General features: G+C 60.0%; 24 protein-coding genes. 12 read left to right on the top strand and 12 right to left on the bottom strand.

Annotated features, from left to right (window positions below):
- Positions 1-4 precede the first annotated feature (4 nt).
- The 6 genes from C2U40_RS21345 to C2U40_RS21320 form a co-directional block, all read right to left on the bottom strand.
- Positions 5-520, bottom strand: coding sequence for a phage major tail tube protein (locus C2U40_RS21345; RefSeq protein WP_103827742.1), 516 nt, complete (start codon positions 518-520; stop codon positions 5-7).
- Positions 520-2,259 (bottom strand): Ig-like domain-containing protein, encoded by a 1,740-nt coding sequence (locus C2U40_RS21340; RefSeq protein ID WP_103827743.1) that lies wholly within the window; start codon positions 2,257-2,259, stop codon positions 520-522. Before C2U40_RS21340 ends, C2U40_RS21345 begins: the two co-directional genes overlap by 1 nt.
- A 98-nt stretch (positions 2,260-2,357) precedes the next feature.
- Complete coding sequence (locus C2U40_RS21335; protein ID WP_104016197.1) at positions 2,358-2,711, bottom strand: GPW/gp25 family protein; 354 nt, start codon at positions 2,709-2,711, stop codon at positions 2,358-2,360.
- 111 nt (positions 2,712-2,822) lie between these two features.
- On the bottom strand, positions 2,823-3,446 hold the full coding sequence (locus C2U40_RS21330) for a phage baseplate assembly protein V (RefSeq protein ID WP_103827745.1): 624 nt from the start codon (positions 3,444-3,446) through the stop codon (positions 2,823-2,825).
- Positions 3,443-5,062, bottom strand: coding sequence for a phage terminase large subunit (terL, locus tag C2U40_RS21325; protein WP_103827746.1), 1,620 nt, complete (start codon positions 5,060-5,062; stop codon positions 3,443-3,445). Before terL ends, C2U40_RS21330 begins: the two co-directional genes overlap by 4 nt.
- Positions 5,059-5,598: a phage protein Gp27 family protein gene (locus C2U40_RS21320; protein ID WP_103827747.1), complete on the bottom strand. Its 540-nt coding sequence runs from the start codon at positions 5,596-5,598 to the stop codon at positions 5,059-5,061. Before C2U40_RS21320 ends, terL begins: the two co-directional genes overlap by 4 nt.
- A gap of 122 nt (positions 5,599-5,720) precedes the next feature.
- Between C2U40_RS21320 and C2U40_RS21315 the strand changes: the two genes are divergently transcribed.
- From C2U40_RS21315 to C2U40_RS21270, 11 genes are read left to right on the top strand one after another with little or no spacing between them, the layout of a single operon-like run.
- Complete coding sequence (locus C2U40_RS21315) at positions 5,721-6,356, top strand: hypothetical protein (RefSeq protein WP_103827748.1); 636 nt, start codon at positions 5,721-5,723, stop codon at positions 6,354-6,356.
- Positions 6,356-6,964: a hypothetical protein gene (locus tag C2U40_RS21310; protein ID WP_103827749.1), complete on the top strand. Its 609-nt coding sequence runs from the start codon at positions 6,356-6,358 to the stop codon at positions 6,962-6,964. The genes C2U40_RS21315 and C2U40_RS21310 overlap by 1 nt, the downstream gene beginning before the upstream one ends.
- Positions 6,964-7,431, top strand: coding sequence for a phage tail protein (locus C2U40_RS21305; RefSeq protein WP_103827750.1), 468 nt, complete (start codon positions 6,964-6,966; stop codon positions 7,429-7,431). The genes C2U40_RS21310 and C2U40_RS21305 overlap by 1 nt, the downstream gene beginning before the upstream one ends.
- Entirely contained in the window at positions 7,428-7,661 is a 234-nt protein-coding gene (locus tag C2U40_RS21300) for a tail protein X (RefSeq protein WP_103827751.1), read from the top strand. Before C2U40_RS21305 ends, C2U40_RS21300 begins: the two co-directional genes overlap by 4 nt.
- On the top strand, positions 7,649-8,665 hold the full coding sequence (locus C2U40_RS21295) for a phage late control D family protein (RefSeq protein WP_103827752.1): 1,017 nt from the start codon (positions 7,649-7,651) through the stop codon (positions 8,663-8,665). Before C2U40_RS21300 ends, C2U40_RS21295 begins: the two co-directional genes overlap by 13 nt.
- Positions 8,662-9,804, top strand: coding sequence for a baseplate J/gp47 family protein (locus tag C2U40_RS21290; protein ID WP_103827753.1), 1,143 nt, complete (start codon positions 8,662-8,664; stop codon positions 9,802-9,804). Before C2U40_RS21295 ends, C2U40_RS21290 begins: the two co-directional genes overlap by 4 nt.
- Positions 9,804-10,154 carry a hypothetical protein gene (locus C2U40_RS21285; RefSeq protein ID WP_094696878.1) on the top strand — a complete coding sequence of 117 codons (351 nt, stop codon included), beginning with the start codon at positions 9,804-9,806 and terminating at the stop codon, positions 10,152-10,154. Before C2U40_RS21290 ends, C2U40_RS21285 begins: the two co-directional genes overlap by 1 nt.
- Positions 10,151-10,396: a hypothetical protein gene (locus tag C2U40_RS21280; protein WP_094696879.1), complete on the top strand. Its 246-nt coding sequence runs from the start codon at positions 10,151-10,153 to the stop codon at positions 10,394-10,396. Before C2U40_RS21285 ends, C2U40_RS21280 begins: the two co-directional genes overlap by 4 nt.
- Positions 10,393-10,758 carry a DUF2570 family protein gene (locus tag C2U40_RS21275; RefSeq protein ID WP_103827754.1) on the top strand — a complete coding sequence of 122 codons (366 nt, stop codon included), beginning with the start codon at positions 10,393-10,395 and terminating at the stop codon, positions 10,756-10,758. The genes C2U40_RS21280 and C2U40_RS21275 overlap by 4 nt, the downstream gene beginning before the upstream one ends.
- Entirely contained in the window at positions 10,673-10,936 is a 264-nt protein-coding gene (lysC, locus tag C2U40_RS27065; protein ID WP_441296581.1) for an Rz1-like lysis system protein LysC, read from the top strand. The genes C2U40_RS21275 and lysC overlap by 86 nt, the downstream gene beginning before the upstream one ends.
- A 3-nt stretch (positions 10,937-10,939) precedes the next feature.
- Complete coding sequence (locus C2U40_RS21270) at positions 10,940-11,449, top strand: lysozyme (protein WP_103827755.1); 510 nt, start codon at positions 10,940-10,942, stop codon at positions 11,447-11,449.
- Positions 11,450-11,506: 57 nt separating this feature from the next.
- Here C2U40_RS21270 and C2U40_RS21265 read toward each other — a convergent pair whose 3' ends face one another.
- Entirely contained in the window at positions 11,507-11,746 is a 240-nt protein-coding gene (locus C2U40_RS21265) for a DinI-like family protein (protein WP_158656457.1), read from the bottom strand.
- Positions 11,747-11,893: 147 nt separating this feature from the next.
- On the opposite strand from C2U40_RS21265, the gene C2U40_RS21260 reads away from it, so the two are divergent.
- Positions 11,894-12,142 carry a hypothetical protein gene (locus C2U40_RS21260; protein WP_094696872.1) on the top strand — a complete coding sequence of 83 codons (249 nt, stop codon included), beginning with the start codon at positions 11,894-11,896 and terminating at the stop codon, positions 12,140-12,142.
- 24 nt (positions 12,143-12,166) lie between these two features.
- Here the strand turns inward: C2U40_RS21260 and C2U40_RS21255 are convergent, their stop codons facing one another.
- From C2U40_RS21255 to C2U40_RS21235, 5 genes are read right to left on the bottom strand one after another with little or no spacing between them, the layout of a single operon-like run.
- On the bottom strand, positions 12,167-12,553 hold the full coding sequence (locus tag C2U40_RS21255; RefSeq protein WP_103827757.1) for a hypothetical protein: 387 nt from the start codon (positions 12,551-12,553) through the stop codon (positions 12,167-12,169).
- A gap of 44 nt (positions 12,554-12,597) precedes the next feature.
- Positions 12,598-12,789, bottom strand: coding sequence for a hypothetical protein (locus C2U40_RS21250; protein ID WP_094697722.1), 192 nt, complete (start codon positions 12,787-12,789; stop codon positions 12,598-12,600).
- On the bottom strand, positions 12,773-13,021 hold the full coding sequence (locus C2U40_RS21245) for a hypothetical protein (RefSeq protein ID WP_103827758.1): 249 nt from the start codon (positions 13,019-13,021) through the stop codon (positions 12,773-12,775). The genes C2U40_RS21250 and C2U40_RS21245 overlap by 17 nt, the downstream gene beginning before the upstream one ends.
- Entirely contained in the window at positions 13,018-13,443 is a 426-nt protein-coding gene (locus C2U40_RS21240; RefSeq protein ID WP_103827759.1) for a regulatory protein GemA, read from the bottom strand. Before C2U40_RS21240 ends, C2U40_RS21245 begins: the two co-directional genes overlap by 4 nt.
- On the bottom strand, positions 13,440-13,724 hold the full coding sequence (locus C2U40_RS21235; RefSeq protein WP_094697719.1) for a hypothetical protein: 285 nt from the start codon (positions 13,722-13,724) through the stop codon (positions 13,440-13,442). Before C2U40_RS21235 ends, C2U40_RS21240 begins: the two co-directional genes overlap by 4 nt.
- Positions 13,725-13,770 lie beyond the last annotated feature (46 nt).

The raw sequence follows: 13,770 nt of genomic DNA, 5'->3' as shown, positions 1-13,770 counted from the left end.
CTCCTTAAATCGTGATGGTGATGCCATAGCTGCCGCTGTCGCCGCTCGGCTCGATGATCCCGTTCGGGATGTCGATGAGCAGCGCCGTGCCCTGCTGATCCGCCACCTCGATAAACAGCACCGAGATCTCGATGTTGTAGGGCTGCGGATCATCGCTGTAGGTCGGGGTGGGCGGGTTGAGCACCCAGCCCTTTAGTCGGGTTACCGCGCCCCCCACGGTACGGGTGCCGGTGTCGGTATCGAGTACCCGCACCGTGCCGGTCATGCGCAGCTCCACATAGCCGTCGTTGCGGGTCAGCTGGCGGATATCGCCGACCGACAGGCTGTTGAAGTTGAGCTGGGCTTTGATAGGCTCCACCTTGCCAGTGGGCACTTCGACGTTACCAACGCCCCCGAGCCCCCCCACGTTAGTGGTCTTGCGGCGGACATCGCAGGACGCCTGCGAGACGCGCCCGATATACATGGTGTTATTGAGGAACACCGACTGGTCACGCCAGACAACGGACTTTTCGGTAGCCATCAGTTACCCCCTACCAGTTTCTTGAAGGCCTCTTCCAGCCCCTGCACGTAGATCTCGGCATCCATCATGATGTGCTCGGTCACCATCGGCGGGGTGAAGCGGTATTTGAAGCGGATGATCCCCTGAGCCAGGTTCACCAGCGGGTTGGCACTCACCTCAATCCAGCACTTGCCATCGATAAGGGCACTGCCAATTTTGGAGCGCAGGAAGTCATTCACGCTGTCCTGTACCCGTCCCAGCAGCGTGCTTTGCAGCTGGTCAGGGCGGGTGAACATCGGGCGGTCCAGGAACTGCATCACGAAGTACTCAATGGACTCCTCAATCACGTCAGCGGTACGCCGCCAGCACAGGAAGGTCATCGGGTCGGTCTTGTCCGGGAACGCGGTTGAACGGTTACCGAACGCGAGCCAGCCGCCATAATTGACGAGGGTGGCAATGCCGTTGGCGTTGAGGTAGTTCACCGGGGTGTCCCGCTCGTTGATGATGAACTCCAGCTCATGCTCAGTGCCGACCACATCCCCGAGTTTGAGGTTGGACGGTGAGCACCAGTAGCCAGAGCCGCCTTGAATACCGGCCAGATCTTTGTCTACCTGGGCAATCAGACCCGCCCAGGAGGGGGCCGCCCAAGCGACCGTGGCGGCGGCATCGGCATCCAGCACCTTGGGACGTGGCCACAAGCAGAAGATCCGCTCATCACTCATCGCTTGCTTGGCGAGGCGAGCCGCCTCCGGGGTGCTGACGTTGGCGGGAACATCTGCCAGCCAGGTCATGCGGATCTTGCGAGCAACCGGCAATACCGCACCGCTGGCACCGGGCTTGTGCATGATGCCTGGGGCCAAACCAATCTTGGGGTTAAACCCGAACTTGGTACGGGCCTTGAGCAGCAGCGGCACCGCCTCGATAAAGGCCGCCAGCAGGGCATCCGAGGGCTTGGCCACAGTCAGGGCACAGGTCAGTGTCACCGGGGACCAGTTCGCATCCCCGGCCAGCTCTGCCGTGATTTGGGCAATGCCCTCCTTGATGGGGGTCACCAGGCCCGTGGCATCCACGGTCGCTATGGCCGGGTTGCTGCTACGCCAGACCACCGGCAAGCCTTGGCTATCGACCACCATCAATGCCAGCACACTGCCCAGATAGGCGGTCTGTGTGGCGTCGGTCAGGGCGGCACCGGTGGCAGTCTTGCCTGCGTTCGGGTTGGTCTGTGCCACCGTGACGGTGCAGGTCAGGGTATCGCCTTCAAAGAACTCGTTTGCGGTGACCGTCAGGGTGAGGGTCACTTCACCCGCCTTGATGGGGGTCAGCACACCGGTTGCGGCATCGATAGTGGCCACGGCCTCATCATCCACCGACCAGGCCAGCGCCAAGTCGTTGGGGTTGTGCATGACCACGGGCAGACCTGCGCCATCATCAATGAAGGCCTTGGCCGTATTGGAGCCAAGGGTGACCCCGCTCGGGCCTTTACCGTCAGGGGTCTGGAAATCAGCGTCTTTGCCAAGGGGTACGCCGATCACCGTGTTGTACGGGGTGTAATAGGTGTGTACCCGGCGCAATGTCTCCAGGATGGAGCCATCACCATAGGCGGCCTTGGCCTCGTCCAGGGTACGGGTCAGGACCATCTGCTTGGGGGCTGCCAAATCGCTTGTGCCAAACACCGCGATAATCGAGCTGGCAATCTCGTTAACAGGGACCGGGCCACTGACGGTTTCAACCGTCTCGACTCCATGTAGAAATGTCGCCATGGGTTCCTCCTTATAGCGTCAGGAGGAGAATACGCCGTTAAAAAAATGGCCGGTGCCCAAGGGCAGCGGCCAACACAGAGGGATCGCGGGAGGGGAATTCAGGCTGCCAGTAACATCGTCTCAAGGGTGCCGGTAGGTTGCAGGCGGTAGACCAGTTGCAAGGTCACCCGCCCCCCGGCAGACTGGTCTACCGTTTGGGCGTCACGGTGTACGTCTACGCGCAGCAACTTCACTCTGGGCTCATAGCGGGTGACGGACTCCAGGATCGCCACGATGGCCAGTTGCAAATGCCAGTTGGTGCGGTCCAGGTACTTGACCAGATCGCAGCCGTAGTTCGGATCCCAAATCTTCTCCCCCTTGCGGGTGCGCAGCAAGACCCCGAGGGACTGCTCCACATCCTCCTTGAGGGTTAGGTTGCGCCGCCCCCAACTCTTCAGGTGTAACCCGTACATCTCCACCCCCTTCAAAACGCTTCAAATCGCGTTCAAATTCATTCAAGAAAAAATTTGTGTGCCGTCGCACCGTATCCGCTTAGCCTCGCTCAAAACGCGATACAGGCCGCCTCACGACATGGGCACATTAGGCTTGCCAGCCCCGTTATCGGGGTGGCCATGTTGGTTGTACTGCGAACGTATGGTGGCCATGCTGCCGGTCTCGTCGTTGACCGCCTTCGCCTGGACGGTTTCGGTGACCGTCAGGCTCTTGCTGATAGTCACTTCGCCATCGATATCGAGCTTCGAGACCAGGCGGGCTCCCTCGGGGGTCATCTCAAAGAGCTGGCTACCACCAGGCATCGAGAACCGGAATGTGTGGCTCTCCTGGTCATAGGTACACCGGGCCCCATCATCGAACTCGACCCCGAACACCTCCGGGTTATCCTGGAATGGCGTATCGGTGGCGTTATAGAGTGCTCCCAGCACGTAGCCCGTGCGCATATCCCCAAGCGGGGGGAACAGGCACAGCACCTGTTCCCCCACTTTCAGGTTGCAACTGGTACGCACCCCAAGCGAACGGCGGGCCAATACCCGCAGCCAGTCGCTTTCCATCCTGTCATGGGAAGGCAGCACCACCTTGACTCGCTGACCCGCGCCCTCGACCTCGGTCACTTCTCCCACACAGATGATGCGCATCAGCCGTGACAGCAGATCGGCTCCGGCCTCTTTGGCCTTCATCAACTGCTCGATCATCGAAACCGCCCTCCCAGTCGCTGGGCAATGCCCGCCAGGCGCTGCGCCGCACTGACCACCTGCCGCTTGCCGATCACCACCCCGGCAGTGAAGGTGCTCTCCAGCCCGCTGATGCACATCTCCAGCGCATCCGGGCAGTCATCATGCCCCCTGGGGTAGTTGATCAGGTGCTCCTTGAGCAGGGTCTGATCTTCTTGCAGCAAGATGAGGCCGTTCTCGAACATCGGCCCCAGGGACTTGATCCGCACATGCTTGTTACCCCCCTTGAAGGGGCGCAACGGCAGACGCAGGCCCTGACGGCTGCCCTCACGGGCCACCTCCCGTTTGTAGATGGCCTGGAACTGGACGGTTTCAAAGTCGATGAAGTCCGGGCGAAACAGCCGGTAGACCTCACAGATACGCCTGGCCAGCGCCAGATCGCTCTCCTTGAAGCCCCGGCAATAGAGCACGTAATAGAGCCCGGTGGGCCGGTGCTTGGCCACCACCGCAATGGCTGAATAGTCCCCCGTGGTCTTGCCAGTCGCCGGATCCACCGCCATCCCGATGGTGCAATCGCGCAGTGCCACGTCCCGAGGCTGGAAGTATTCAAACCAGGCCTCGTTGAAGATCCGCTCTTCATCCGAGATGGGTTGGTTCATCCACTCGGTATACCAGAGCGCCCCCAGCTGGCGCATCTTGGTGTGAAGCAAGGCCAGTGGCCAGCGAGCGGGCCACAGCGACTCACCTGCCGGGGTGATGGCCCCGAAGCGCAAACCAATCCAGTTGGTCAGGCGACCCTCTTTGATCTCGCCGAGCAAGCGGCTGGGCAAGTCTTCCGGGTGCATGATGGTGTTGGCCACGATGGTGAGCGCCCCCTGGCCAAGGTTCAGGATGACCCGTTTAAACCAGGTGTAGAGCTTCTTGCGCACGGTGGCCGATTCCACCTCATCGTCCTTGAGCAGGTCATCACAGATGATGTGGGTCGGGCGCTGGAACTTGTTCTTGATCCCGCGCAGCGCCTGCCCGGCACCCACGGCCACGATGGCACTGCCATTAGCCAGCTGGAGCTTGGTCTTTGACCAGGTAGCTCCCTTTTTCTGCTGGCGGCCATAGTCAGCCAGGATCTGCTCATCCTCCTGCAGGGTGGTTTTGATGGCATCCACCATGCCGATGGCGCTCTCTTTACTCGCTGCGCACACCACGATGAAACTGCCGGGGAAGTTGAGGGCCAGCCACAACGGCAGGGCCTGGGTATTGCGGGTGGTCTTGCCATGGTCGCGGGGCTCGATGTCGAGGATCCCCTCATAGCACTCACTCTCCCCGTTGATGTAGGCATGGTCTGCCTCACTGATGAGGGACTTGAACAGCTGCTCGTCGCGGCGTGCCAGGGTGCGCTGGGAGACCAGGCGGGTCAGCGCCAGCTGATAGTCGGCGAAGGGCACCGGGAAGGCCTGGTGCATGTAGGTCTGACAGAACCAGGCAAAGCCATCATCGCTACGGGCTCGCTGCCGACGGGCCTCCAACGCCTTGGCATCGAGCTTGGCCTTCTCGGCGACGACGGGCGCAGCGGCCTGCTCGGCAATCCGCTGTTTGGCCTGCTGGCGCAGCGTCTCCCGTTCGGCGGCGGTGCCAATCATGCACGCCCCCTCGGGGCCTTGACCTCGGTGCGCTCGATGGCATCGAGTACCGCCAGCAAGGTGGCGGGATCTTCTTCCATCAAAATCCGCTTGAGTTCAGCCTCCAGCGCTTTTTTAGCCGCCTTCACACCGGCCTGGAACTCCATTTTAAGGCGGCCCACGTTGACCTGGGCACGGGAGATACTGGCGACTGACTCGATAAGCTCCCCCGCGTTCTTGAACTCCAGCTCATCAATCGAGCGGACATACTCCGAGAGCTTCTGGCCCAGCATCTGCTGGGTCAGCTCCAGAATGTCGGTGCCCGGATTGTCCTGGATCTCCTGCAACAGCATCCGCGACTCATCCAGTGCCCGTTTGTAGTTAAGGGCCACGTCTTCGTTCTTTTTCAGTGACCGTTGGATTGCCGCCCGAGAAATATCAAAACCCTCTTCGCGCAGCACCAGCTCGATGTCACGGATGGGCATCTTCTCACGCTCGAACATCTCGATGATGCGCTCCAGCAGCCCGTATAAATCCACCTTTGACCGGCGTGCCATGTCTACCTCTTCACGTTGTCTTTACAGGCATTTTGACCATCCTCGTGCGTGCGCGATGCCCGTGGGCAACAAGCGAGTCAGGGGATAGGGATACTGGAGCCATTCCAGGAGGAGGTGCGCAGATGGCATCCAGTACAGACCGTTTCAATGCCCGCTTGCAGCAGATGAGCCAGGTGATGACCAAGCTCCCCGAGCTGCTGGCTCCCCTGGCGGTCACCTGCGTGCAACTCAACATGGATGGCCCGTTCAAGGCCAATGCCGCCTTGACTCAATCGCTCAAGAACCGGGGGGCCAAACCCCTGTTTGACAGCGGCGAGACCCGCGCCTCCATCACCTACACCACTGAGCCTGGGCGCTTCACTGTCGGCTCCCCCTTGCCCCATACCCCGCTTATCAACAACGGCGGCACCCTGGTGGCGAAGAAGGCCAAGAGCCTGATGGTGCCCTCCACCCGAGGGCTCAAGCGCAAGGCCAAGGCGATGGGCATCAAGGGGCTGCTCGGGAGTCTGGAGAGCACGGGCTGGCGCATCGTCTGGCGGCCTAAAGCGGTGCTGGGCGTCCCGCCAGATGGCGGCAGCGTGCAGGGGCTGCCCCTCAAACCCAAGCAGCAGGACGGCAAGAAGAAGGCCCGCCGTCTGTGCCTGTTGTTTTACCGACTGGAGAAGATTGACGTGCCCAAACGTGAATTCATGGTGCTGCACAAGGAGCAACAAGCCCTGTTACTCAAAGAGGCCAAGCGGGCCCTGGAGCGTGCCTGATGATTGTGCTGGACAAGCTGGAGCAACTGCTGGAGAGCCATTTCGCGGGCCCTGATGCCATGCACGTGGTCACCGAGCCATCCAATGCGATGGCACGGCGCGAGATCCGCATCATGCCGACCAATCAGCGGTTATCAGAAGCTGACCGGATGAGCGAGATGACGGCCTATGTGCCTTACGAGCTGGTGCTCGATCTGCTGGTCTCGGTGCGTCTGTCAGGGGGCAACAGCAACAAGACCCTCACCACCGATGCCTTGCTCCATGCCATCGCCCTCAATGAGCTGCTGACCCAGCGGCTGGTGGTACTGGAAGGCGTCGATGAGGTGTTGACCGATATGCGCATAAGCCCGGAACCGGGCTGGGAGCTCAAGGTGGTCGGGGATGCAGAACTGGTCAACGCCAAACGCCTGAACAGTGGCTTTGCCGGTGACCAGGAGGGCGAAGAGTTCGAGCAGCGCAAGGAGGATCTCTACACCTGGCGTGAAGACTGGCAGGTCAGTCTGGTGATGACCGTTCATCGCGTTTTCCCCAATCCGGCCTTGCGCCAAATCATCTTGACCAACGACATGACCGGGGAGGACATCATCGTGCCTCCCGAGGAGGCGTAATGAATGTAAATCAGGTGGCAGGCAGCCTGCTGGGTCTGATGGGGGACAGTTTGTTTCCGGCCCGCCAGGTGAGTCATGCCCAATGGGGAGCGCTGGGCGAAGTGCTGTTCAAATCCTTTTTCTCCCCCAAGGACTTCCAGGACAGCCGCCGCTGGCGGGTGCAACCCCAGCAGCTGGTGCAGGGCTATCCCTCGCACCAGATGACCGGGGAGGACGAACGCACCGTGCGCATGACCATCGAGCTGCACAACGAGTTTAGCGACCTGACCAAGGCCCATATCGATCTCACGGACCTCGCCGAGAAACAGATCCCCCGTGGGCTGGTGGTTGGCACCGAGACACTGGGGATGTTCACCGTCCGCGAGATGCCTCGCACCATCATTGAGACCCTGCCAAACGGCACCATCATCGCCGTCAGCTATCAGCTGACCCTGGTGGAAGTGCGCGATGAGGAGGCGGGCAAATGAGTACACAGGCCACCACCCTCGTTTCAATCCAGGGCGAACGCTGGGATAGCCTCTGCGTGCGGGCCTACGGGTCTGTCACCCAGCAGGCCATCAATGCCCTGCGCAGCGCCAACCAGGATGCCGCACGTCGCACGGAGGGCTTTGTCCTGCCCGCAGGCTTGGTCATCACCGTACCCTCGATGGCGGCGCAGGCCATTACCCCGGTGGAGTTGGCCCCATGGCAGCGTTAGGCCTCATCAAGTATGCCGCTTTGCTGACCTGGGCCAATCGCAAGGTGAGTGAAGACCTGGCCCCTTACGTCAAGTCACTGAGCTATGTGGACAGCCTGCGCCAGGGCAAGAGCGAGCGGGATCAGGTCAGCCTGGTGCTCGATAACCGGGGCGGCATCTTTACCGAAAAGTGGTTCCCCAAGGAGGGGGACATCCTCAGTCCCGGCGTGGTCTGGGAGCATCGCCAAGCCACACCGGGCAACCAGGCATCGAGCTGGGCTTGGGGGCGCTTTGAAATTGACAGTATCCGGTTTCGCTTTGGCCCGGACGAAGTGGTGATCGGCGCGTTGGCGGCAACGGCCAAGCGCGATGCCATGGAAAAGGCGCAGACCCGCGCTTTCAACAACATCAAGCTGTCAGCCCTGGTAGCCCAATTGGCCGCCGAGGCTGACATGCAAGGGGTGTTCAACGGCGAAGACGTGTTGCTCGATAGAGTCGAGCAACGGGCCGAGAGCAGCCGGGATTTCTTGGCGCGTCTGGCGGGGCGCTATGGCCTGCCGGTATCGAACAAGAACCAGACCCTCTACGTCGGCACTCCTGAGTTGCCCAGGCTCAAGCTGTCCCTTAAACGCCGCGATGTCGTGAGTCAGGCCGACTTCCCGATCACCAAGCGTGACACCTACGGGGCCGTCATCATCGACTACTACGATGCCGAACAACGCAAGCAGATCACCTACCAGGCAGGCAATCCCGGTGCGCCAGAGGGACGCACCTTGCGCCTCTATGACGTGCCGGTGCGCAGCCTGGAAGAGGCCAAGCGCTACGCCGACAGCCAGCTATCGGCCACCGGCACCAAGCAAACGGCCTTTGGCCAACTGCAACTGATTAACACCCCCCTGGCCGCTGGCCAGCTGATTGAACTGACCGATGCAGGCAAGTTGCCCCCCTTGTGGAAGGTGGTTACCCAGACCACCAGCCTCGGCGGACGCTGGATCTGCAATGCCAAACTGGAGCGCGCATCATGAGCCAGATCCCTTTATCCGATCTGCCAGAGCCACAGGTGATCCCGAACGACTACAACGGCACCCTGACCCGGCTCAAAAAGAACTACGAGGCCAGTACCGGCCATTATCCGCTGGTGTCCGACCCGGAGACCTTTGTCCTGGAGCAGGTTGCCTACGAGCGGGAGCTGCTGGTGGACGACATCAACCGGGAGGGCAAGCAGAACCTGCTGGCGTTTGGTGAGGGGGCAATGCTCGATCACCAGGGGGCCAGTGTGGACTGCGAGCGGCTGCCCGCAAGCCACGCATTGACCTCCTTGCAACTGACCCTCAAGCCTGGCCACCCGGCGTTCGTGCTGGAACCCGGCTTCAGCGTGCGAGCCGTGGATGGGCAAAGCCTGTTTGCCACCACCGACCCGTTCCCGGTTGCCGCCACGGCGATCACCATCACGGTAATTGCCCAATGCCAGACCCCCGGCACCCAGGCCAACGGGTTCTTGCCAGGGGAGATCACCGAGGTGGTGACCGGTCACCCCGAGGTGAGCGCCGCAACCAATACCGAGGTAAGCCAGGGCGGCAGTGAGATTGAGGATGATGACCGCTATCGCCAGCGCATCTACCTGGCCCCCAGCAAGTTCTCGGTGGCCGGGCCCTATGACGCCTATGAGTATTTCGCCCTGACCGCCAACGGGGCCATCAAGAACGTCAAGGTCTGGTCGCCAGCCCCCAACGATATCGCCATTTGCGCCATGATGGCCGGGGGGGAGTCATCGACCGACGCCATCAAGCAGGAGATCGAAGACGTCCTTCGCGATGACAAGGTGCGTCCCCTGGGGGATCGCATCACCGTCGAAGACGCCGAGCAGGTACACAGCGACGGCACCTTCACGCTTGAAATCTTCAATGACTACAAGGCACAAGCCAGTGCCATAGAGGCCCAGTTTACCAGTGCCCTGGTCAGCACCCTGGCTCGCTGGAAAGAACAACTGGGGCGCGACATCGTGCCGGAAGCGTTGACCGGGCTTGGCCAGAAGATCCAGGGCGTCTATCGCTGCACCACGTCGCTTGCGATGCGCACCCTGGCGCGTAACCAGAATCCGGTGGTGAGCGTTACGGCCATCAACGTGGTGGTGGTCGCCGAGAACTCGGAAGGGGGGCGGTGATGCGGGAGTGGTTTATCGCCTTCAAGGATGCCGTGGACAGCATGGGCATGACGGCTGCCCTGGCAGGTCTGGCGCTGTTTGCCGCACTGGCACAGGCGGCCAGTTCGGATCGCCTGTCGGTCAGGGACTTCCTGATTGGGGCACCGATGAGCGGGTTTGTTATCTGGATGGCCTGGCTGGGTCTCAGTTACTGGGACTTGTCAGAGCCGATGCGGGTGTTTTGGTCGGGTGTTGCCGCGTTCGGGGCGCAGTGGATCCTGCGCGGCATGAACACGGTGCTGCGCGGGTTTTCGGAAGACCCGCTGGGCACCTTGATGAAACTCAAGTCGCTTTGGAGGAAACCATCATGATGGAGCACTTGAACCTGTTGTTTGCCGCCCTCGATGTGGTGGCAGGGTTGGTCGTGATGGGGCGGGCTGTGCGCTATCGCAACTGGGGGGTGACCGGCTTGATGCTGGCTTACGTCCTGCTCAAAGCCCCTTACACCGTCGGTCAAACCGAGTTCAAACCGGAGTTCTTTTTCTGGCTGGCCTATGACCTGGCCATGCTGGTGGCGATCTGGTTTGAGATGGGCAAGCGGAGGGAGGCATGAACGCGCTGCTATGGCGGGTCCTGCCGTGGCTGGGGTGCCTGCTGATGGTCTGGCTATGGCACCAGCAGAGGGTAACGCAGGCAGAGGCCGCACAGCGCCTGTCCCTCACCCTGTCCCAGCAAAGCGAGACCATGAAGGTCCAGGCCACCAGTATCAACCGCCTGCAGGAGGAGGTGGCCCGCAATAACCAGCTCACCTTGCAGGTACAGAGCCAGGCAGGCCGGTTGCTCACCGAGCAGGGGCAGGCCCAGAAAGACATCAAGGAAACCATCATCCATGAACCGTGCCGCACTACTGAGTTGCCTGGCGCTGCTGCTGTGCGCCTGCGCCAGCTCGCCACCACCCCCCTTGATAAAAACTGAGGTGGTCAGGCTGGTCCCTCCGGCCAGCTTGAGCGCCCCTTGCCCAGTACCACCGCTGAACCTCACAACCTGGGGTGCGGTGGTGGAAGAAGACATGCCCGCCATGATAGCGGCACTGCGAGCCTGCGATATTCGCATGACCGCGCTGCGCCAGTGGGCAGATAGCCAGAAGGAATAAACGATGAAGACTTCACAACAAGGCGGTGTCACCGTCATGCACCATTTCGAGAACTGCAAGCTCAAGGCTTACCCAGACCCTGGCAGCAAGAACGGCGAGCCTTGGACCATTGGCTGGGGGCACACTGGTCCTGAAGTAAAACCCGGTCTGGTCTGGACTCAGGCCCAGGCTGATGCCGCCTTCCTGGAAGACCTACGCCGCTTTGAGCGGGATGTGGCGTCACTGGTCAAGGTGCCACTGACCCAGGGCCAGTTCGATGCGCTGGTGTCGTTTGCCTATAACGTCGGCTCCGACATCGATGCGGATACCATTGCCGAAGGACTGGGAGATTCCACCTTGCTGCGCAAACTCAATGCCGGTGACTACGAGGGGGCCGCTCAGGAGTTCAAGAAATGGAACAAGAACGACGGCAAGGTGATGCGTGGCTTGATACGCCGCAGAGCCGCTGAAGAAGCGCTGTTTCGCGGGATGACGGGCCAGCAGGCAATCGAGCGGGGGATGATGGCTGCATGATGCCACCCATACAGAATGAACAAGGCCCGCAGTTGCGGGCCTTTTGTTTGATTAGGGTCAGGTGGCGGGCATCCAGGAATCAGGGTCTTCCCAGACCTCTTGCACAACTTCCAGAATGGCATCCCGCTCCTCTGCGGTGGTGCGTTTGACCTCAACGTCATTGCGCTGACCCCGTATCACGTCGATGGCCAGCTCTGGCCAGCGAGTGAGAAGACGGCGGGCAGCCTCCTTTTGCAATGCTTCGGTGGTGCCGTTGGGCAGCTTTTGCTTCTTGTCGATGATGATGCGAAGGATCATGATTTGGCGCTCCTGTTGCTGTATATCCATACAGTTATTCACTGTATATAAAAACAGTGAATTTGCCAACCAAGATTGTCCACTGGCCAAGTGCGGGGGTAGTATGGTTGCGCAACTGAGACTGCGTTGCCCCAACAGGAGACGAATATGTCGATTGAAGAAGCACTGGAGCCGTGGCTGTCAAAGCCAACCTGGTTCAGCTCTCACCCATCAGATCAGAAGCAGTTCAGCCTAGCCATGAGACAGCTCAAACAGCTCTCGGTGAGCCCGAGCGTGGAAGAGCTGGAACAGGTGATCATCCGGCGAGTGGAGGCTCTGCCTGCCATGCTCGGCACCCCGAGTGATATTCCTGCCGCTGCCAGGCAGTTTGCTATCAAGATCCACGCGAAGTTGTAAGCGTGATAGATGCAACAAGGCCCGCTATTGCGGGCCTTGTTTATTGCGCTTTTGTCTTATCGGTCGTGCATTCCACCACACTTCAAAATCAGGGATCGTGCTTCGGAAACTGGGGTCTGAAATAAGCAACGCGGTATAAATTTTATTTAGGTCATATTTTTCCATGGTCATGGGGTAGTAATCCAAATATGCCGAATCACTTTGCTCGACCCGAGAGACGATATCCGTGGTGAATATCTCCTTACACGGCTCTTGCATCTGATAAGTGATCGACCCTATTTGGCTATCGGTCATACATAGTACGTTTCTGGTGAACATCTCTTGGGGGCGTACAGCCTCTTTGATGAAGAACGGTATTCCAAACCAAACCACCGCACATAACGCCAGAAACCCCAATACAACTCGGATCATATTGCCCTCATATTCATTCGGAAATGTACTACCATACGTCTGCCTTAGAAAAGACTCAACTGCTCACCAGTGCGAGGGCCATTATCTGGCACCTCCCGCACAAACATAAACCAGCCTGACAGACGAAAGGCAAAGAACTCGGTGCCCTTGATGGCCCCATGGGTGGCCCGCTTTTTCAAGGTCAGCACATCCCGACACGGCTTGATGCACAGACGCGGCTCATTGGTCGTCATCATGATAATTGCTCCTCTTCCATAGCCACTCGGCCAGCTCATGGGTGTTGTACCAGGCACGATTACAGCCCAGATGGCTTTTCAAAATACTCATATCCAGGGTGTTCATCTGGATAAGCTGGTGGAACTCATGGGCCGGAACGCGACGATCCGGCCATTGCTCCTCAAGTAGCGCCTGCAACTCTTCTTGAGTGCGGGGAGATACCACTTCATAACGGGGGTCAATACGGCTCACTGGGCCCCTCCTGCAATCCATTTTTCCAATCCGGTGATGACCTGGCTGATAAGGCCCTTGGTCAGGAACCTGGCTTTACTGACGTGTGCGGTACGCTGGCAGAACCGGTCTAATGCCGGGTCATCCAGTCCACCTTGCCAGTTCAACTCCTTGCACAGCGCGGCCAGCTTGCGCCATTGGGCATCGGTTGGCCGGTCCGGTGCTTTTCCACCAGGGCGATAGTCCGCCAGGCTGCCATCCCGTTTCAGCTCGCGTACCAGGGCGGCCAGTTGTAACTCGGTCAGCCCCTTGCAAGAGCGTTGACCGGTGCGCATCGCCAGCCAATCGCGATAGGCCGCGTCCCGTTCGTCGGTAGGCAGGCAACCGAACTTCACCTCGGCCCCTTTGTGCACCAGGCCATACAGGGTCTTGCGTGCTGTCATGATGCCTCCTTCTCGATAGGGAGCGTAAACGCGGGACCAAGCCAGTCACGACCGGCCACCTTGAGCAGCATGGCTGCAAAGAAGTCTGACTGCTCTCGCTGGCCGAACCCGCTCTGCTCACGCAAGGCATGAAACAAATCAGCCGTCGCAGCATCGACCACCAGGCGCAGTTCCTTGGTGCCATCTTCCGTTCGCTTGGCTCGCAGGCGCTTGCTACGGGTTGCACCGTCCAGGGTCTTCTCTTTACGGGGGCGGCCAGGTCGGCGTTTTGTTTCAATCAATTTTCGTTCCTCCGCCACATAAATTAATTATACGAAAGTGGCGGCG

Origin of the sequence: Aeromonas sp. ASNIH4 (assembly GCF_002934425.1) — a bacterium.
In the GTDB taxonomy this organism is placed as follows: Bacteria; Pseudomonadota; Gammaproteobacteria; order Enterobacterales; family Aeromonadaceae; genus Aeromonas; species Aeromonas hydrophila.
The sequence above is the reverse complement of the archived record's forward strand: the minus strand, read 5'-3'. Positions and strand labels throughout refer to the sequence as shown.